Raw genomic sequence first — 19,082 nt, 5'->3', positions numbered from 1 at the left:
AGCAGGGGAGCGCCTTCAGCCACTCGGCCACCTCTCCGTAACACGCGCAGAATAGTAACTGCGCACTGCCGTTAATGCAAACAAAAACTCAATGAAATTAACTATTTGGTTCGTCATCCTTTTCTTTCTGGATGCGCTGATAGATTTCTTCACGGTGCACGGCCACTTCCTTGGGGGCATTGACCCCAATCCGGACCTGATTACCTTTAACGCCCAACACGGTCACAGTGACTTCGTCACCTACCATCAGGGTCTCACCAACCCTTCGAGTCAAAATAAGCATTCCATTTCTCCTTGCTCATGATCAGGACACAGCAGCCTGCAAAAACCGGCACGTTGCCTGCCACCCTGCCACTGCGGTATTTGTATGACAACGCCAAGGGGCTAGTCGTTCGCCCATACATTGTCACGCACGCCTCAGAAGCTGAAGGACAGATAGGGTGCGACAGCCAGAAACCACACCCCCGCGGCTGCGCTCGTCGCGCAACCGCAAACCCTTAAAGAAAATCTTCGGTAGCCGAATCGGCATCAAGGCCAAAGGCAGTGTGCAGACTGCGCACCGCCAGCTCGAGATACTTCTCGTCAATCACCACCGAAATCTTGATCTCGGAGGTGGAAATCATCTGGATATTAATGCCGTCATTGGACAGCGCTTCAAACATCTGGCTTGCCACGCCCGCGTGGGACCGCATGCCTACACCAACGATCGAGACCTTGGCAATCTTGCTGTCGCCGGCGACTTCTCGGGCACCAAGATTATCAGCTACCTGACGCAGGATCTCTTCCGCCTTGCGAAAATCGTTGCGATGCACCGTAAAGGTAAAGTCGGTGGTGTTATCGCGCGAGACGTTCTGCACGATCATATCTACTTCAATATTAGCAGCGCTGACCGGACCGAGTATCTTGAAGGCTACGCCCGGCACATCCGGCACGCCCCGAATAGTCAGCTTGGCTTCGTCGCGATTAAAGGCAATACCGGAAATGACGGGTTGTTCCATTGAAGCATCATCCTCGAGCGTGATCAGGGTCCCGGGACCCTCCTTGAAACTGTGTAGTACGCGCAACGGCACATTATATTTGCCGGCAAACTCCACGGATCTTATCTGCAACACCTTGGAGCCTAGACTGGCCATTTCGAGCATTTCTTCAAATGTAATGCGCTCAAGCCGTCTCGCACTCTCCACCACCCGTGGATCTGTAGTATAGACGCCATCGACGTCAGTATAGATCTGGCACTCATCAGCCCCGAGCGCGGCCGCAAGAGCCACCCCTGTCGTATCCGAGCCGCCACGGCCCAGGGTAGTAATATTGCCCTGCTCGTCGACGCCCTGAAAACCGGCAACAATAACCACTTTGCCCGCAGCAAGCTCCCCACGGATATTGGCATCGTCGATATGCTGAATGCGCGCTTTGTTGTGCGCGCTATCAGTCACTATGCGTACCTGAGCTCCGGTGTAGGAAACGGCAGGCACATCAATCGCTTTCAAGGCCATCGCCAACAGGCCAATGGTGACCTGTTCACCAGTGGACAATATGACATCCATTTCGCGCGGATCCGGTTCAAGCTGAACCTGCCGGGCCAGATCAATGAGTCGGTTAGTTTCACCGCTCATCGCAGATACCACGACGACCAGATCCACACCCCTGGCCCTGAACCCCTTGATCTTCTCGGCTACCTGGCAGATGCGCTCGACACTGCCAACCGAGGTACCACCAAACTTCTGGACGATAAGTGCCATTATGTTTGCACCAGCCCCCCTGTGAAAATCGGTTTCCCGACGGTTCTGTCAGCCGCCATCAGGCAACTGATCCTTGTTAGAACTGCGTTTTACTGCCCGCTCAACCAGTTGAGGGCCTCGGACAACGCCCGATCGATAGCCGCTGTGTCGGTGCCGCCACCCTGGGCCATATCCGGGCGACCACCACCCTTGCCGCCCACACAGGCTGCCGCGTTACGGATCAGGTCGCCAGCTTTCACCCGACCAACAAGGTCCTTGGTGACGCCGGCAACCAGCACCACCTTGCCATCCAGCTCACCTGCTAGCAGAACCGTGGCTGAGCCAAGCTTGTTTTTCAGCTGATCCACAAGGCCCAACAGAGCTTTTCCGTCCTGACCGTCCACGCGCTTTACCAGCACCTGCATTCCGCCGACTTCCTGTACTTCAGAGGCCATATCGCTGCCTGCGGCACTGGTCAGTTTGGCTTTAAGCTGTTCTACATCCTTTTCCAGCTGGCGGCTTCGCTCCACCAGTGAGGCAACCTTATCCAACAGGTTTTCACGGCTACCCTTGACCGCCTGGCCAATCTGGCGCAACTGGTCATCGGTTTCGCGAACAAGCTCAAGGGCGCCAGCTCCAGTCACCGCCTCGATGCGCCGCACACCAGCGGCAATACCACTTTCATTGGTTATTTTCAGGAGACCGATATCGCCGGTACGGCTGACATGGGTACCACCACAAAGCTCAACAGAGAACCCATCACCCATAGTCAGGACGCGTACCTGATCACCGTATTTCTCACCGAACAGGGCCATCGCGCCTTTATTCTTGGCGGTTTCAATGTCGGTCACTTCGATTGCAACAGACGTATTGAGTCGGATCTGTTCATTGACCATGTCTTCCAGATCACGCAGCTGCTGCGCACTGATTGCTTCGAAGTGACTGAAGTCAAAGCGCAGACGCTGACTATCGACCAAAGAGCCCTTCTGCTGAACATGTTCACCGAGCACCTGACGCAGGGCTGCGTGTAAAAGATGGGTAGCTGAGTGATTAAGCTTGGTCGCCTGGCGAACATGGTCGTCTACCACGGCCTTGACCCGGTCACCCTTGCGCAGCTCACCACTGGCCACAACACCCTGGTGCAGGTGCGCAGCTCCACTCTTGGTGGTGTCGCGAACATCAAAACGCAGACTGCTGCCAGCAATCTCGAGGTAGCCCGTATCACCTACCTGCCCACCAGACTCAGCATAGAAAGGCGTCTTGTCGAGTATGACCACCCCTTTATCGCCATCGCGCAGCCAGTCCACCTCCTGACCATCACGGAATAGCGCAACGACCTGACCAGCACCCAAGGTACCGTCATAGCCCTGAAATTCTGTTTCAAGATCAATCTTGACCAGGCTGTTGTAGTCCATGCCGAACTGACTGGCCGAGCGTGCACGCTCGCGCTGGGCCTGCATCGCGCTTTCAAACCCTGCCTCATCCAAAGTGAGACCACGCTCGCGGGCTATGTCGCCGGTCAGGTCCATGGGGAAGCCATAGGTGTCATACAGTTTGAAGACGACCTCGCCAGGTATCTCCTTGCCGGAAAGACCGGCCAGATCCTGTTCGAGAATCTTCAGACCCTGCTCCAGAGTCTTGGCGAACTGTTCCTCCTCGGTCTTGAGAATGCGCTCGATATGAACCTGGCGCGACTTGAGTTCCGGAAAGGCTTCGCCCATTTCGGCAACCAGAGCAGCAACGATGCGATGGAAGAAAACACCCTGGGCACCCAGCTTGTTACCGTGACGGCAGGCCCGACGAATAATACGGCGCAGCACATAACCACGACCTTCATTGGAGGGCACAACGCCGTCTGCAATCAGAAAGCTGCATGAGCGAATATGATCTGCAACCACTTTCAGGGAAGCCGCGTCATCCTGCTGGCAACCAATGGCCGCTGCTGAAGCCTGTAACAGATTCTGGAAGAGATCGATTTCGTAATTGGCATGCACGTGCTGCAGGACCGCACTGATGCGCTCCAAGCCCATACCAGTATCGACGCTGGGCGCGGGTAGCGGCTGCATTTCGCCTTCTACCGTGCGGTTGAACTGCATGAAAACGTTGTTCCAGATCTCGATGTAGCGATCACCGTCTTCTTCCGGGCTACCCGGGGGACCACCCCAGATCTCAGGTCCGTGATCGTAGAAGATTTCGCTGCACGGACCGCAGGGGCCGGTATCACCCATTGCCCAGAAATTGTCCGACGCATAGGGAGCGCCCTTGTTGTCGCCAATACGCACCATGTGCGCTTCGGGCACACCCACTTCCTTGGTCCAGATGTCGTAGGCTTCATCGTCGGTGGCGTATACGGTGACCCAGAGTTTGTCCTTGGGCAGATTCAACCATTGTTCGGAGGTCAGAAATTCCCAGGCGTACAGAATCGCATCGCGCTTGAAATAATCACCGAAGCTGAAGTTACCCAGCATCTCGAAAAAAGTATGGTGCCGCGCCGTATAGCCGACGTTTTCCAGGTCATTGTGCTTGCCACCGGCGCGCACGCACTTCTGGCTGCTGGTGGCACGGGTATATGCACGCTTTTCCAGACCCAGAAAACAGTCCTTGAACTGGTTCATCCCGGCGTTGGTAAACAGCAGGGTCGGGTCGTTCTCCGGGATCAACGAACTGGAGGCCACACGAGTGTGTCCCTTTTGCTCGAAAAATTGGAGGAAGGCTTCTCGAATCTCTGCGCTTTTCATAAATCCCCTACCAGAAACGGGTGCAGCCTGCGCTCAGGGCGCAGGCGTGGTCTGGCGCGCATTATATAGGCATCAGGCGTCCACATGCATCATGCCTCAGGCCGATTATGACAAAGAGAGTACGGGTCAGAGCGCCAATTCAATGGCCTTGACGAGCGCAGGATCATCGGGCGCCACTTGACTGGCGAAATTGCCGACCACCTGGCCTTCCCGGTCGATCAGATACTTGTGAAAGTTCCAGCCCGGAGCCTGGCCGGCGGCATCGGTCAACTGCCTATAGAGTGGATGCGCGTTGACGCCGGTAATCTTCTGGGGATCTGTCATGGCAAAGGTCACGCCATAATTGACGTAACAGACGTCGGCCACCTTCTCGACCTCGGCGGCCTCTTGCTTGAAATCATTGGAAGGCACGCCGAGGATCTCCAGCCCCTGCCCGCGATAACGCTGGTAAACAGCCTCCAACCCCTTGAACTGCGGAGTGAAGCCGCAAAAACTGGCAGTATTGACAATAAGCAGGGGCTTGCCCGCATAGCGTTCGCACAGATCGACAGTATCCTTGGAACGCAACGCCGGCATCTCATGCTGCAAAATGGCGGCGCAATCGGCCAAGAGCGAGTGACTGGTAAAGACACTGATCAATAGCACCGAGACAGAGGCAAGGCGACGCATAGGGTGGCTCCATGATGCAATTCGAGATTAGTCCGAGTATAGGAACCTGGCTGCACCCAGCCAAGGAGCCTCGTGTAAGCCGGTGTGTCACCTGGAGTAAGGCTCAACCCTGGATTGACTGCTGCAAAGCGATACCGCTCTGACAGGCGTTCCAGAACGCAGACCTAAACGTTCTGCGCTATCACGGGCAACCACCAGGGTTCCCGCCGCCATACGTGCGGGGGCACTGATCATGCGGCAATCATAACGACTACGATTGTGGATAAGGTAAGGCTCAGCGTCATCCCCTGGTGTGCCGATAGCCAACAACAGCACCCGACTTTCACTGACCGACCGGACGTGAGCAAGGGGGGCCTCCAGCGTAGCCCCGCCGTCAAATATATCGATATAACCTTGATAGCTGAGCCCTTCCTCCTGAACAATCGCTAATCCGGCCTCCGAATCAGGGTGAACCTTACCAATCGCCTCCCGAGCTGCGTCACTCAAAAAACAGGCGTACAGCGGAAATTTGGGCATCATTTCCGCGATAAATGCCTTGTTACCCATACCGGTCAGATAATCCGCCCGGGCAAAATCCATGCGGAAAAAGTGCTGACCCAGGCTATCCCAGAAAGGGGAGCGACCGTCGGGGTCGGAACGTCCGCGCATTTCGACGATCACCCGGGGCGAGAAAGACGCCATAAACTCGGCCATGAACAGGAAGCGTGCCTTGGAAACCAGCCTCGCCACATTGCTTCGACGATACTGCTCCGGCAAATAAAGAGAGCATAAGGCTGTTGCCCCGGTCAGATCGTTGACCAGAAACAGTGTCGGTTGCTGGCGGTATACATCCAGCTCGCGACTAGCGGCTACGGTCAGCCCCATACGGTAGCTGTACCAGGGCTCGCGCATGCCCGCGGAACCGAGCATGCCGCTGGTGCCCACTACCTGACCAATTTCATTCTCCAGCACAAAAAGGTAATCGCTATCGGCCCGATCTACGCGCCCGAGGAAACTCTGTTCTACATTCTGTAAGCGACGCAACAGGCGCTCTTCACTCGCGGGTAGAGTGGTCAGACCGGCGCCCGCGTTGGCTGCAAGTTCCAGAAGGCTGCTGATATCGGTCGCCCGGGCTGCTCGTACCAGCATGTCAGACCTCCCTCGCAAGACGCAGTGTATCCCCGGTTACCACTCCCAAGAGATCCGCCGTGTGCTGGTCGAGCACTACCGGCTGATCCGGCGTGACAAAAAGCTGCATCACGCAGGCGCGAAAATCGCTGATCCGCCCATTGGCCACTAGCCAGCTCTCATCTCCTGCGGGCATTTCCCCCACTTCCACAGGCATAACCAGACTGTTGCGTACCGTATGTAACTCACGGGTCCGTGCATGCACCACCGGTCCACCGTCAAATATATCCACGTAATTGTCGGTTTCGAAACCCTCCTGCATGAGCAAATCGAACACGCGCTCGGCTGAAGGATGTACCTGACCTATAACCTCCTGAGCCTCGTCGGACAACATCGGGACATAAATCGGGTAACCGGGCATCAGTTCGGCCAGACAACTGCGTCCTCGACTACTGCCGATGCGCTCCGCCTCACTGTAGGTCACTGCGAAGAAATGTCGGCCAACCGCATCCCAAAAAGGAGCGTTACCCTCCTCGTCGCTTATACCAACAATTTCCACCGAAGTTGAATCGGCAAAACGCTGGGGGTGACTGGCCATAAACAGCAAACGACCGCGGGCATTCAATGTCACTGCATCGGCATGTTGATAGTCCGGTTCCAGATGGAAGCCGGACAGCAGACTGTGTCCAGTCAGGTCGTGGCAGAGGGAAAGCACATGCATACGATTGTGCAAACCGAGCTGTCTGGAAGCGTGCACGAACATCTCATTACGAAAGGCATAAAAGGGCTCACTGAACCCCGCCGAGGCCACCACGCTGCTGCAACCGGCCAGTGAACCACTGACCGTATCCTCGATAACAAAGAAATAGCGCTCCTCTCCGCTGAAGCTGATTTCCTCAGTCATGGATGCTTCGGACGCCTCAAGAATCTCAGCAAGCCGACGTTCATCATCCGGCAATGCGGTGACGCCAGCCGGACTGGATGCAGCCAGACGACGGATTTCGGGGAGATCCGAGATTCTGCTCAGGCGTTGGACCAGCATGACGCTCTCCGTGGTTATCCGACCAGATGGGCCAATGCCTTGCGCAATCGCTGCATGGCTTCGGCGATATCAGCCTCGTCGATGACCAGGCTTGGGGCGATACGCATCACGTCGGGGCCAGCCTGCAAGACCATCAGCCCTTCGCGCTGCGCAGCCTCCTGAATCTGCCGTGCCTGGCCGCGCCAGGCGTCGGCCAGTACTGCGCCCAGCAACAGACCCTGACCTCGGACCTGAGAAAAAACCGGAAACTCCTGGGCCACCGTCATGATGCCATCGACCAGCAACTGATGACGCGCTGCAACTCCCGCTAGTACCTGCTCGGTATTGACGATGTCCAGCACCCTTTCAGCAACTGCGCAGCCCAAGGGGTTACCGCCATAGGTGCTGCCATGGGTACCAACTGCAAAATGTGCCGCAATGGCGCTGGTTGTCAGCATGGCCGCGATCGGAAATCCGCCTCCCAGACTCTTGGCACTGGTGAGGATGTCCGGAGTCACGTTGCTGTGCATATAGGCATAGAGCTTGCCTGTACGGCCCATACCGCTCTGCACCTCATCAAAGATAAGCAGAGCACCATGCCGGTCGCAGAGTTCCCGGGCAGCCTGCAGATAACCCGGCGCCGCGGGTATGACCCCACCTTCACCCTGAATAGGCTCAATGACCACCGCGCAAGTACGCGAAGATATCTGCTGCTCCAATGCGGCCAAATCGTTGTACGGGACGTGACTGATACCTTCCAGCGCCGGACCGAAACCCTGGGAATACTTGGGCTGTCCGCCAACGCTGACGGTAAACAGGGTACGCCCGTGAAAGCTGTTGGTGCAGGCGATGATCTCGTGCTTGTCAGGACCGACAGTCTCATGGGCCCAGCGCCGCGCAAGCTTGAAGGCCGCCTCGTTGGCCTCTGCACCGGAATTGGCAAAGAACACCTTGTCTGCAAAGGTGGCATCGACCAGCTTGCTGGCCAGGCGCAAGGCAGGCTCATTGGTCAGCACGTTGGACACGTGCCAAAGCTTGCCCGCCTGCTCGGTAAGCGCATCAACAAGCTGCGGATGGGCATGGCCCAGCACATTGACAGCAATCCCACCGGCCAGATCGACGTATTCGCGGCCCTGCTGATCCCACAGGCGCGAGCCCTCACCGCGCACCGGGATCATGTCGATCGGGGCGTAGTTGGGGACCATGACACGGTCGAAATCTGCCCGATCTACCTGCATTGCATCTGACATCCGCCTGCTCTCCTCTGCCCCAGGGGCCGTTGTACTGATCTGATTACTGCTTGCGTTGCGTTTTGTCCTGACTGCCCCTCACGCCCTGGATACCGCGTCCACTGCCTGCTGCGCACGGCGCTGGTTGCGGTCTTCACGCGGCGTTATCCCGAAACAATTGCGATAAGCGCTGGAGAAATGTGGTCCGGAAGAGAAGCCGCAGGACAATCCGATCTGAATAATTGACTTGCTGGTCTGCAATAGCAATTGCCGTGCCCGATTGAGCCGTAATTCAAGATAGTACTGTGACGGTACGCTATTGAGATACTGCTTGAAAATACGCTCCAGCTGTCTGCGCGACACACATACATGTCGGGCAATTTCATCAGTGGTCAGCGGCTCTTCGATGTTCGACTCCATGAGAATCACTGCCTGGGTCAATTTCGGATGGGTACTGCCTAGACGATTACGTAACGGCACTCGCTGACGCTCGCTACCATCACGCAACCTCTCGACCACCAGTTCCTCTGCCACCATGGCCGCCAGGTCGGGATCACGTTCCTCCGCCAACAGCGCCAGAAACAGATCCAGTGTGGCCTGGCCACCACTGCTGCTCATTCGCCCGCGATCCTGCACGAAAAGCTCGCTGCCAGCGATTACCGAAGGGAAGCGCTCCCGAAAGTCGTCGATCATTCGCCAGTGAACGGCGCAGCGGCAATCATCAAGGAGTCCGCTCATGGCCAACGGATATACGCCGCCCTCCAATGCCCCAATCTGGTGACTATCGCGCACGAGATTGCGGCAATGCTGGGCCAGGCCAGCGGGTATTGAAGTCGGCAAAACCACACCATCGGCTACCAGCCAAAGACGGTCATGACTGACAAGCTCACTACCCCACTGGCGAGCAGGAAGTTGCCAACCTTCGGCACTGGTTATCGGCTGATCATCCAGGGTGAAGCAATCGACCCTGTACAATTCAGCTTCGGCCATTCTATTGGCCGAGCGCAGTACCGCCAGGGCAGGCATGACAGTGGATGGGTGCGTGCCCGGCCACAGCACGAAGGCTACCCTTCGCAGCTCACCTGCCATGCATTGTCCCGCCCTCGCCATGCGACATGCACATGTCCTGATTCAGCTCTGTTGTGAAAAACGCATTGTGCCATAAGCCCCAGGCGCCTGGTATCGACCGCTGGTTCACAGGCATAAAAAAAGGGACGCAGCGACAAAACGCTGCGTCCCTCTTTAATGCCTGCCCTCAACTGAAACAGTCGGGGCCTGGCATATAACGCTTACTTGTACACTTCAAACAGACCAGTGGCGCCCATGCCGCCACCAACGCACATGGTGACGATGCCGTAGCGCAGGTTGCGGCGCTGGAGTTCACGAATCAGGTGACCGACCTGACGCGAACCGGTCATGCCGAAGGGGTGACCAATGGAGATTGAACCACCGTTGACGTTGTACTTCTCGTTATCGATACCCAGATAATCGCGGGCATAAAGGCACTGCGAGGCAAAGGCTTCGTTCAGCTCCCACAAATCGATATCCTCGATCTTGAGACCGCGGGCTTCCAGCAGCTTGGGTACGGAATAGACCGGGCCAATACCCATTTCGTCGGGCTGGCAACCAGCAACAGTGAAGCCCCGGAAGTAGGCCTTGGGCTTGAGACCCAATTCAAGCGCCTTTTCCAGGCTCATGACCAGAGTCATGGAAGCGCCATCAGACAGCTGGGAAGCATTGCCGGCAGTCACTGAGCCGTCTTCGGCAAAGACTGGCTTCAGGCTGTTCAGACCCTCCAGCGTGGTTTCCGGACGGTTGCACTCGTCACGATCAACCACGCCCTCAACGATACTGACTTCACCGGTAGCCTTGTCCTGTACCTGATACTTGACTGGCATAGGCACGATTTCGTCGTTGAACAGGCCCTCGGACTGAGCTCGAGCCGTACGCTGCTGGCTTTGCAGAGCGTAAGCGTCCTGGCTCTCGCGGCTGACGTTGTAACGACGGGCTACAACTTCTGCGGTCTGTCCCATAGGGTAATAGATACCGGGCAGCTCTTCTTCGAGGCGAGGGTTGTAGAGGTGATCGGTATTGCGGCTCTTGGCCGTCATGGTAATGGATTCCACACCACCAGCGACGATCGCATCGGAACAGCCAGAGGCGATCTGGTTGGCAGCAATAGCAATGGACTGCAGGCCCGAAGAACAGAAGCGATTGAGCGTCATGCCCGCAGCGTTGATACCCAGACCCGACAATACCGCCACGTTACGACCGATGTTGTAGCCCTGAGCACCTTCGTTGGAGCCGGCGCCAACAATGCAGTCGTCAACCAGCAGAGGATCAATTCCGGTGCGCTCGATCAGCGCATTCACGCAATGAGCAGCCATGTCATCAGGCCGGGTGATATTGAATTTGCCACGAAACGACTTGGCCAGACCGGTGCGAACGCTGTCTACGATAACCACTTCACGCATATTGATACCTCGATAGAGTTTGTCAGTTCGGAGCAACTGATACAGAATCAGAATTGGGGAACAGTTACGCAGTCCCTTCGAACGAGGACTTTAGCAGGGCCCGGAGATTAAGACCCGCACCTTGGCGCGGGTAGTATTATCATTATCCTTGATATATCTACATACAATAAATTTATCGTTGCTCAGTTGGCAGAGGGCTCCATCTTCTTCGAAGCCAACCGAATCATTTCATCGTAAATGACTTGCGGGTTGGCCTGCTTGGCTGCCCAGGCTGCCCGACCTGCCTCGTGGGGCAGAATCATGAAAGTGCCTGCCTCGCTCTCCCTGTAGACAAAGTCGGCGACATCGGCGGCGTTGATCGGAGAACTCTCCAACAACTTGGCTATCTGCTGCTTGGCAGCCTGATCCGGCCCGCGGAACGAGTCGAGCAGATTGGTCTGGAAGAAAGACGGACAAACCACATTCACCTTTATACCCAGGGGGTGAAGTTCCGCCATTAGGCTTTCCGATAGCGCCACCACTCCGGCCTTGGCCACGTTGTAGTTGCTCATACCAGGGGCCTGCATCAAGGCCGCCATGGAACCGATATTGATGATACGGCCGTGCTTTTGCTTCATGAGCATCGGGACGAAGGCCTTGCAGCCCTTTACCACGCCCATAAGATTAATACTGATCTGCCACTCCCAATCCTCGAGGGTAAGATCACAGAAAAGCCCACCAGACGCCACTCCAGCATTATTGATGAGCACATCAATACCACCCAAGCGCTCATCACAACTCTGGGCCAGCGCAGCCAGCTGACTGAAGTCGCGAACATCGCAGCGCTGCCAGAAACCTTTACCACCCGCAGCTTCGACCATCTCCAGCGTTTGTTTCAGGCCAGCTTCCTGAATGTCCGCCAGAACCAGACGCGCCCCCTCACGGGCATAACGCAGCGACAGTTCGCGACCCAGGCCGCTACCAGCCCCTGTTACCACTACGCGCTGCCCGCCGGTCTGCATGTTTGACTGCATGTTCACTACCTCTGCTCGCATACCGGTCAACCGCACGGGATGCATTTTATTGTTTTGTCTCGACCCGATTTTCAGGATCCAGTCTAAACACAAGCTCCAGGGCTGATAGTAAAAACCGAGCATTATAAATTCTGCGAATAACTCTTTGTCCTCCGCGCTTTATCCAGTCGGAGTAATGTCAGCGCTCAGGCGAGAGGCGGCTTGGTGGGCGTAGCGTCGGATATGCGCGAGCCGTGATTGCGCTCATAGCACTCAGCGCCCATTGCCTGAATCTGACCGTCGATAAGGGCTTCGAATGGACGCAGGAGGGGTGAATAGTCCCGATCAGGCTCTATCAGTTGCAGGGCCTGAACGGCTGCTTCGATAGTGGACAGTGCGTCCGGCACTCGGGTGTGGCGTAAACGATACCGGCTGACTAATCCACCGGGCAGACAAATCCGGGGGAGACTCTGCAGTACGGGGTTGAGCATCAGTATCTTTCGGGCCTTGCGCCAGGTGCCGTCGATCAGCACAAGACGTCGCGGGCGCTCATCGCCCACTTCGGCCGGCGCCGGCAGTCGCGCAGTTTCACCCGGGAAAAGCAACTCGGTGCACCAGGCGGGATCAGATATCTGTTCGTGGGCTGGTGTATCCAGAGACAACTGCTCAGCTATGAGCAGTTCGGCATGTTCCAGCCCGGCAACCAGCAAACGTCCGGTATTAAGCGCGTGGCGCCGCTCCTGGGGATGCTGGATTACCAGGATATGGGTGGACGATGGCAATGTCGGGATAAGCGCGCACAGACAGAAATCTGCTGGTCGCAGGCAAACTGTGCAGCGCGCTCTTGTGGACTTGGTCACAGGGGCTCAGTCAAGGCGAGTTTTGCTGAATCCTATCCAAGATTGGCAGGCGAGGAAACAAACCAAACAAAAAAGACGGACCTCCGTGGGAGAGTCCGTCAAAGGCCTTGCGAGCCATGCACTGTTTGGGACCGGCCAGGAGCCAATCCCGACAATTTCAGGGCGTCTTTTGGACGCGTTTTTTCTTGTGGCTATCACGCCAGATGAACAGAACCACACCCCCCAGGAATGCGACCATCAACCCGACAGTTCCTACTCCGGCAAGTACTACTTCATCAATAAACATGAGGTCTCTCCTTTGATTGCCCATGTTTGAAGAATACCCCTGCAAAACGTCAGGGTTATTGACACGGGTCAATTAAGGAAGAGTATTTGGTGAGTAATACACAGAAAGGGGCAGGCGGCCGGACACAATCAGGATTTACGCGGTTTTTTCTTCTTTTTGGCCGAGCGAACTGTCTTGGTGGCCGGCTTGCCCGGCAATGGAAAGGCTTTTTCAAACTCACCGCGCATTTTTTCCAGACGCGCATCATGTACCAGGTGCAGTCGCTCCCGACGTCTGGATTCAAAGTCAACAACAGGCGGCTGGTCAGTTTTATCTGTCACGGCGCAAATCCCCAAGCTTTGCCACCAAGGTTAGCACCCCTTCAGACTTTTATGTCAACCAGCAGGCCCTTGCTCGGCAGGTCATCAATATCGCGACGTTCATTCACCCGTTTGCGACGAGCCCTGTTACGGCGCCTATCCGGGAAATGCCCTTCTGCGCGCTGGCGGCGCTCACCGGAGCGCTCGATATGTTCGTGCACTCGCTCCGTCTCGACGGTGGGCTGCACGTTCCGCTTGGTCTTGACGGGATCTTGCTGGGCTCCAAGCACAGGAAGATTGGGTATAAGCATGGCTGCCTCGCTTGGCCTGACTACCGCAGGCCGATGCACTAATGAGCAGCGCTGGCGACAATTCGATCGCCCCGATGCCTTATCTGTAATGTCCCGATCCGAATCCGTTTTCCCGACTCAAGATCTCCGACTCCATTCTATCGACCACAGAACCCTTATCTTTATCCCCCGGATGTGTGATCCGGTCCGCATAATTCAGCTTTAGTGCCCACTGAACGCTGAAAATGCGGTGCGAAACGCAGTATATCAGCGGTTTCTGCGCCGGACATGTTCAGTTAATATACTGGCCTTTTCCGGATGGGCAGGAGAGTGGCATGACTGTATATACCCCGGGGCAACGCTGGGTAAGCGACAGCGAATCGGAACTGGGACTCGGCACGCTGCTGTCACAGGACGAACGTTTGCTGGTAATTCTCTTTCCGGCAAGCGGAGAAACCCGCCACTATGCCCTGCGCAATGCGCCGCTTACCCGCGTGAGATTCAGCCCAGGCGACAACATTACGCATCACGAGGGCTGGGCCCTGACGGTAACCGGGGTCGACGAGCGGGATGGGCTACTGGTTTACAGCGGTCTCAAGGAGAACAATGAGCCAGCAGAATTCGCTGAAACCATGCTCGACAACTTTATCCAGTTTCGACTCGCCAGCGACCGACTTTTTGCCAGTCAGATAGACCCCCTACCCTGGTTTAGCCTGCGCTATGAAAGCCTGCGCCACTATTGCCGCATTCAGCGCTCTCCCCTTCTTGGTCTTGCCGGTGTGCGCACCCAGCCCATCGAGCACCAGCTGCATATCGCCCGCGACGTGGCTGATCGCATCGCGCCGCGGGTGCTGCTCGCCGACGAGGTAGGCCTGGGCAAGACCATCGAGGCTGGCCTGGTCATTCATCGCCAGTTGCAGACAGGCCGGGTCAAGCGGGTTCTCATCGTCGTACCCGAGAATCTGCAACATCAATGGCTTGTAGAAATGCAGCGACGGTTCAATCTGCGCTTTGCCCTGTTCAATATCGAGCGCTGCCAGGGTGCCGAGGACAATCCCTTCGAGGAAGAGCAGCTTGCATTGGTCGCCCTGGAGTTTTTGCTGGACAACCCCTTCGCCCGCCAATGCCTGCAGGCCAGCGACTGGGATATGCTGGTGGTCGACGAGGCACATCACCTGGTCTGGGACGAAGATGAACCCAGCCCCGAATACGAACTGGTCGAACAACTTGCCGGACGTATTCCCAGTGTTCTGCTGCTGACAGCCACGCCCGAACAACTTGGACAAGCCAGTCACTTTGCGCGGCTGCGTCTGCTGGACCCTGATCGCTTCCATGATCTCGAAGCCTTTCGTGAGGAAGCCTCCAGCTACCAACCCGTGGCTGAAGCGGTGCAGACCCTGGTCGACGCAAAGCCGCTGGCGGAACACGAGCGCCAGGCCATCAGCCAGTGGCTTGGCAGCAGCTCCGACGATTCGCTCAATCAGCTGGATAAGCCCGGCAGCGCGGGAACTGAAGCCCGGGAGAGTCTGATCCGTCAATTGCTCGACCGCCATGGAACCGGTCGCGTACTTTACCGAAATACCCGCGCTGCAATCAGTGGTTTCCCCGAGCGCCAGCTGCATCATCACCCTTTGCCCTGCCCCGAGCTCTATCTTGATCTGGAGGGTCGCAGCGCGATCTATCCGGAGACCGATTTTCAAACGGGCATCGAAGCCACTCCAGCCCCCTGGTGGCAGGAAGACCCACGGGTTGGCTGGCTGATCGACACACTGAAAACTCTCAAACGCAGCAAGGTACTGGTGATCTGCGCCCATGCCGGTACGGCAATGGACCTGGACGACGCCCTGCGCGTGCGCAGCGGCATACCTGCGGCCGTATTCCATCAGGGAATGACCATTATCGAGCGCGACCGCGCAGCTGCCTTTTTTGCCGACGAAGAATTCGGCGCCCAGGTGTTGATCTGCTCGGAGATTGGTAGTGAGGGGCGCAACTTCCAGTTTGCCCATCATATGGTCATGTTCGATCTGCCTGCCCACCCTGACCTGCTCGAACAGCGCATCGGCCGTCTGGATCGGATAGGCCAGCAGCAGACCATCCAGCTGCACGTGCCCTACCTCCAGGACACCGCCCAGGAGCGCTTGTTTGTCTGGTATCACCAGGCACTCAATGCCTTCGAGGAAACCTGTCCGACCGGCAACGCCCTGCAGCATGAATTTGGTGCGCGGCTGCAACACCAGCTCGACAACCCCGATCCTGAAGAGTGGACGCTGTTGCTCGCCGAGGCGCGCGCTCGTCGACTGGAGCTGGAGGAGGAGTTGCACGCCGGACGTGATCGGCTGCTGGAAATTCATTCCCGCGGTCATGGCGATGCCCAGCAGATGATCGAAGCCATCGAAACCCAGGACAACGACTTTCAGCTCGCCATATACATGGAGCGCTTGTTCGATGTGTTCGGCATTGACAGTGAGGACCACTCCGACAATGCCCTGGTTCTGAGGCCCGGCGAGCGCATGCTGGACGCTGGCTTCCCGCTGGGCGATGAAGAAGGCGTGACCATCACCTATGATCGCGAGACTGCTCTAACTCGCGAAGACATGCAGTTTATTTCCTGGGAGCACCCTATGCTCCAGGGCGGCATGGACCTGGTGTTGGCCGGCAGCATGGGCAATAGCGCAGTAGCCGTGCTGAAGAACAAGGCGCTTAAACCCGGCACTCTGCTGCTGGAGTGCCTGTTTGTCAGCGAGGCAATCGCCCCCCGCGCACTCCAATTGCAACGCTACCTGCCGCCGACACCCGTGCGCTGCCTGGTCGATATAAGCGGCAACGATCTGGCCGCCAAGGTGGCTTTTGATACGTTGGATGCGCAACTGGACAGCGTGCCCCGGCATCTGGCCAGCAAGATCGCCAAAAGCCAGCGTGACATCATCCAGGGTATGCTGAATAACGCCGAGTCAGTCGCTGACGTCAAGCACAAGGAGCTGGTTGAAGAGGCAAGCCGCCGCTTTGCACTGGATCTGGATGAAGAGATCAACCGCCTGCAGGCCTTGCGCGAGGTCAACCCACTGGTGAGGCCGGACGAAATAGAGACGCTTGGTATCCACAAGACCGAAGGCCTGAAGCAGCTGAGCCATGCAAAGATCAGGCTGGATGCCATTCGGGTACTTGTGGTGGGCTAAGGCGCCTGGACAGCGCAGAGCAGTCCGAGAAAGCGCTGCAGCTCTTCGCGCTTGGCCGTCGCATCGCGATAGCCGAGCGCGATCAGCTCCTGGCAATATTCTGCTTCAAACAGCAGATAGCTCAACACACTCCCACCCGAAGCACGTGTCGCCCCACTTCCCCGCAAGAAGGTACGTAACGATGACGGTAATGCGCGGCGATGTCGCGCCGCAATCAGGTCCAGGGGTTCACTTGGCGCAATAATCATTACCTCAACCGGCAACAGGCCCTTGCCATGCTGACGAGCGTCCTCGGGCATGAAACTCGCCAGGCGGTTCATGCGCTCAAGTAGCTCCAGATCACTCTCCAGATTGTCGACAAAGGTACTGTTGAGCAAATGGCCGCCCATTTGCGCGAGGGTGGGCGGCAAGACGCTCCCGACCTTTCTGGCGCGCTGACCGGTGTCGACCGATTCGGCAAGGTTATCCGACAGACCAATAACCAGCACCCGATCAGCACCAAGATGCAGCGCAGGGCTGATAGGGGCCCGCTGGCGCACAGCCCCATCACCAAACCATTCACGCCCGATCCTGACTGGCATGAATAGCAGGGGAATCGCCGCCGACGCCATCATGTGATCGATACCCAGCTGCGTCTGGATACCGACCCGTCGATGACGGCTCCAAGGCTTGATCCGCTCGTGGGCCTGATAAAAACACACCGATTCAGCAGACTGGTAACCGAAGGCGCTCACAGAAATCGCCTGCAGGTGCCCCTGATTCAGTGCACCCTGAATCTTGCCAAAGTGAAGATGCTTCTCCAGCAAGTGCCGTAAAGGCCGATTATCAAGTAACGACGTGGGTGCGCGGCGGCCGATCCCCATGAGATTGGCGCCGGTCCAACGCATGGCCTGCGCGACCACACCGGGCCAGTCGGAGCGATAAACCTGGTTGCAGCGAAAATTCGCCCACACGGTGTTCAGCCTTTGGATGCCATTGGCAAAATCACCAGCATTGGATGCCAGCGCCAGCGCATTGATCGCGCCGGCTGAGGTACCGCAAATGACCGGAAAAGGATTAACAGCGGGGTCAGGTAACAACTCGGCTATCGCCTTGAGCACGCCCACCTGATACGCCGCCCGCGCGCCGCCACCGGCAAGTACCAAAGCGGTTGTGCCCGGCACACAGCCGGCAGGCTGCGCCTCATCGCTCATGTGCGACTCCGGCGCTTGCGCTTGCTGCGCTTGGCGTAGGGACGCTCCTCACCTTCGGGACGCGTCTTGAAGCGCCGGTGCACCCACATATATTGTTCGGGCTGTTCAAGGATCGCCTGCTCGGCCCATTGGTTTATGCGCAGGGCGTCGGTCACCTCGTCGCCACTGGGAAAATTCTCCAGCGGGGCATGGACGGTCAATTGATAGCCCTGACCATCAGGCAGGCGCGTCTGGGTAAAGGGGACAACCAGGGCCTTGCCGAGACGGGCGAAGGAGCTGGTCGCTGTTACTGTGGCCGCTGGAACGCCGAAGAACGGTACGAACACGCTCGCCTTGCGCCCGTAGTCCTGATCTGGCGCATACCAGATCGCCCTGCCACTGCGTAGCGATTTGAACATGGCTCGCACGTCCTCGCGCTCGATTGCCCGGGCATCAGCATTGTGACGCTCGCGACCCCGTCGCTGCACCAGGTCAAACACCGGATTACGATGCTCGCGATACATACCATCAATGGTAACCCGCTGCCCGAGTAGCGCCGCGCCCAGCTCAAGGGTGGTGAAGTGCAGCGACGTAAGCACAACACCCTGGCCTGCCGCCGCGGCCTGCTGGAGGTGCTCAAGACCGTCAACCCGGGCCAGACGTGCCAGCCGATCACCCGGCCACCACCAGGCCATGGCCATTTCAAACAGCGCAATACCGTTGGATGTAAAGTTGTCTCGCAGCACCTGTTTGCGGCGATCTTCCGTCCATTGCGGGAAACACAACGCCAGATTGGTCTCGGCTATCCGCCGACGCTCGACCATGGAAACAAACATGCACCACCCGACAAACCGCCCCAGGCCGAGCAGAAAACGATATGGCAGACGCACTATCAGCCAGAGCAGACCCAGACCAAGCCAGATCGGCCAGTAGCGGGGATGCAGTAGAGCGGGACGAAAAACCGGAGCACTCATAAATAACGCCATCCAGTGGAAAGCTGCATTCTACCCAAGGGGCGCACTGCTTGCGATCAGCGCGGCCAATCTATATA

17 protein-coding genes are annotated in these 19,082 nt (G+C 57.3%); 1 reads left to right on the top strand and 16 read right to left on the bottom strand.

Translation table 11 applies throughout. The annotated features are described in order from the left end of the window. Positions 1 to 97: 97 nt before the first annotated feature. The 14 genes from csrA to AAC076_RS15500 form a co-directional block, all read right to left on the bottom strand. Positions 98 to 283 (bottom strand): carbon storage regulator CsrA, encoded by a 186-nt coding sequence (gene csrA / locus AAC076_RS15565; protein ID WP_092386879.1) that lies wholly within the window; start codon positions 281 to 283, stop codon positions 98 to 100. 214 nt (positions 284 to 497) lie between these two features. After that, on the bottom strand, positions 498 to 1,739 hold the full coding sequence (locus AAC076_RS15560) for an aspartate kinase (RefSeq protein ID WP_339847409.1): 1,242 nt from the start codon (positions 1,737 to 1,739) through the stop codon (positions 498 to 500). An 89-nt stretch (positions 1,740 to 1,828) separates the two neighbouring features. Further along, positions 1,829 to 4,456: an alanine--tRNA ligase gene (gene alaS, locus AAC076_RS15555; RefSeq protein ID WP_339847407.1), complete on the bottom strand. Its 2,628-nt coding sequence runs from the start codon at positions 4,454 to 4,456 to the stop codon at positions 1,829 to 1,831. A gap of 126 nt (positions 4,457 to 4,582) precedes the next feature. Further along, complete coding sequence (locus tag AAC076_RS15550) at positions 4,583 to 5,125, bottom strand: glutathione peroxidase (RefSeq protein ID WP_339847405.1); 543 nt, start codon at positions 5,123 to 5,125, stop codon at positions 4,583 to 4,585. Positions 5,126 to 5,212: 87 nt separating this feature from the next. After that, a complete protein-coding gene (gene astA / locus AAC076_RS15545; protein ID WP_339847402.1) occupies positions 5,213 to 6,253 on the bottom strand; it encodes an arginine N-succinyltransferase in 1,041 nt (346 codons plus the stop codon). Between the two features lies 1 nt (position 6,254). After that, positions 6,255 to 7,274: an arginine N-succinyltransferase gene (locus AAC076_RS15540; RefSeq protein ID WP_339847399.1), complete on the bottom strand. Its 1,020-nt coding sequence runs from the start codon at positions 7,272 to 7,274 to the stop codon at positions 6,255 to 6,257. A 14-nt stretch (positions 7,275 to 7,288) separates the two neighbouring features. Continuing rightward, the gene (locus AAC076_RS15535; RefSeq protein WP_339847397.1) at positions 7,289 to 8,503 is read right to left on the bottom strand and encodes an aspartate aminotransferase family protein; all 1,215 of its coding nucleotides are present in this window, start codon (positions 8,501 to 8,503) and stop codon (positions 7,289 to 7,291) included. Between the two features lie 78 nt (positions 8,504 to 8,581). Continuing rightward, complete coding sequence (locus AAC076_RS15530) at positions 8,582 to 9,571, bottom strand: GlxA family transcriptional regulator (protein WP_339847395.1); 990 nt, start codon at positions 9,569 to 9,571, stop codon at positions 8,582 to 8,584. A 200-nt stretch (positions 9,572 to 9,771) separates the two neighbouring features. Then, positions 9,772 to 10,956 carry a thiolase family protein gene (locus tag AAC076_RS15525; RefSeq protein WP_339847394.1) on the bottom strand — a complete coding sequence of 395 codons (1,185 nt, stop codon included), beginning with the start codon at positions 10,954 to 10,956 and terminating at the stop codon, positions 9,772 to 9,774. Positions 10,957 to 11,138: 182 nt separating this feature from the next. Further along, positions 11,139 to 11,957 (bottom strand): SDR family oxidoreductase, encoded by an 819-nt coding sequence (locus tag AAC076_RS15520; protein ID WP_339847418.1) that lies wholly within the window; start codon positions 11,955 to 11,957, stop codon positions 11,139 to 11,141. A 197-nt stretch (positions 11,958 to 12,154) separates the two neighbouring features. After that, positions 12,155 to 12,808, bottom strand: a complete 654-nt coding sequence (locus tag AAC076_RS15515; RefSeq protein WP_339847393.1) for a tRNA-uridine aminocarboxypropyltransferase — start codon at positions 12,806 to 12,808, stop codon at positions 12,155 to 12,157. A gap of 157 nt (positions 12,809 to 12,965) precedes the next feature. Continuing rightward, positions 12,966 to 13,094, bottom strand: a complete 129-nt coding sequence (gene ccoM, locus AAC076_RS15510; RefSeq protein ID WP_339847392.1) for a cytochrome c oxidase subunit CcoM — start codon at positions 13,092 to 13,094, stop codon at positions 12,966 to 12,968. A 128-nt stretch (positions 13,095 to 13,222) separates the two neighbouring features. Further along, positions 13,223 to 13,414: a hypothetical protein gene (locus AAC076_RS15505; protein ID WP_339847390.1), complete on the bottom strand. Its 192-nt coding sequence runs from the start codon at positions 13,412 to 13,414 to the stop codon at positions 13,223 to 13,225. 41 nt (positions 13,415 to 13,455) lie between these two features. Next, entirely contained in the window at positions 13,456 to 13,704 is a 249-nt protein-coding gene (locus tag AAC076_RS15500; protein ID WP_339847388.1) for a hypothetical protein, read from the bottom strand. A 314-nt stretch (positions 13,705 to 14,018) separates the two neighbouring features. Between AAC076_RS15500 and rapA the strand changes: the two genes are divergently transcribed. Next, positions 14,019 to 16,859, top strand: a complete 2,841-nt coding sequence (rapA, locus tag AAC076_RS15495; protein ID WP_339847387.1) for an RNA polymerase-associated protein RapA — start codon at positions 14,019 to 14,021, stop codon at positions 16,857 to 16,859. Here rapA and AAC076_RS15490 read toward each other — a convergent pair. Together AAC076_RS15490 and AAC076_RS15485 are read right to left on the bottom strand one after the other, a co-directional pair. After that, positions 16,856 to 18,052, bottom strand: coding sequence for a patatin-like phospholipase family protein (locus tag AAC076_RS15490; RefSeq protein WP_339847386.1), 1,197 nt, complete (start codon positions 18,050 to 18,052; stop codon positions 16,856 to 16,858). The two genes, rapA and AAC076_RS15490, sit on opposite strands and share 4 nt — an antisense overlap. Then, complete coding sequence (locus AAC076_RS15485) at positions 18,049 to 19,005, bottom strand: lipid A biosynthesis lauroyl acyltransferase (RefSeq protein ID WP_339847385.1); 957 nt, start codon at positions 19,003 to 19,005, stop codon at positions 18,049 to 18,051. The genes AAC076_RS15490 and AAC076_RS15485 overlap by 4 nt, the downstream gene beginning before the upstream one ends. Positions 19,006 to 19,082: the final 77 nt, after the last annotated feature.

It is taken from the genome of uncultured Halopseudomonas sp. (assembly GCF_963977355.1).
GTDB lineage: Bacteria > Pseudomonadota > Gammaproteobacteria > Pseudomonadales > Pseudomonadaceae > Halopseudomonas.
Note: the sequence above shows the minus strand (reverse complement) of the source record. Positions and strands in the feature narration are given on the sequence as shown.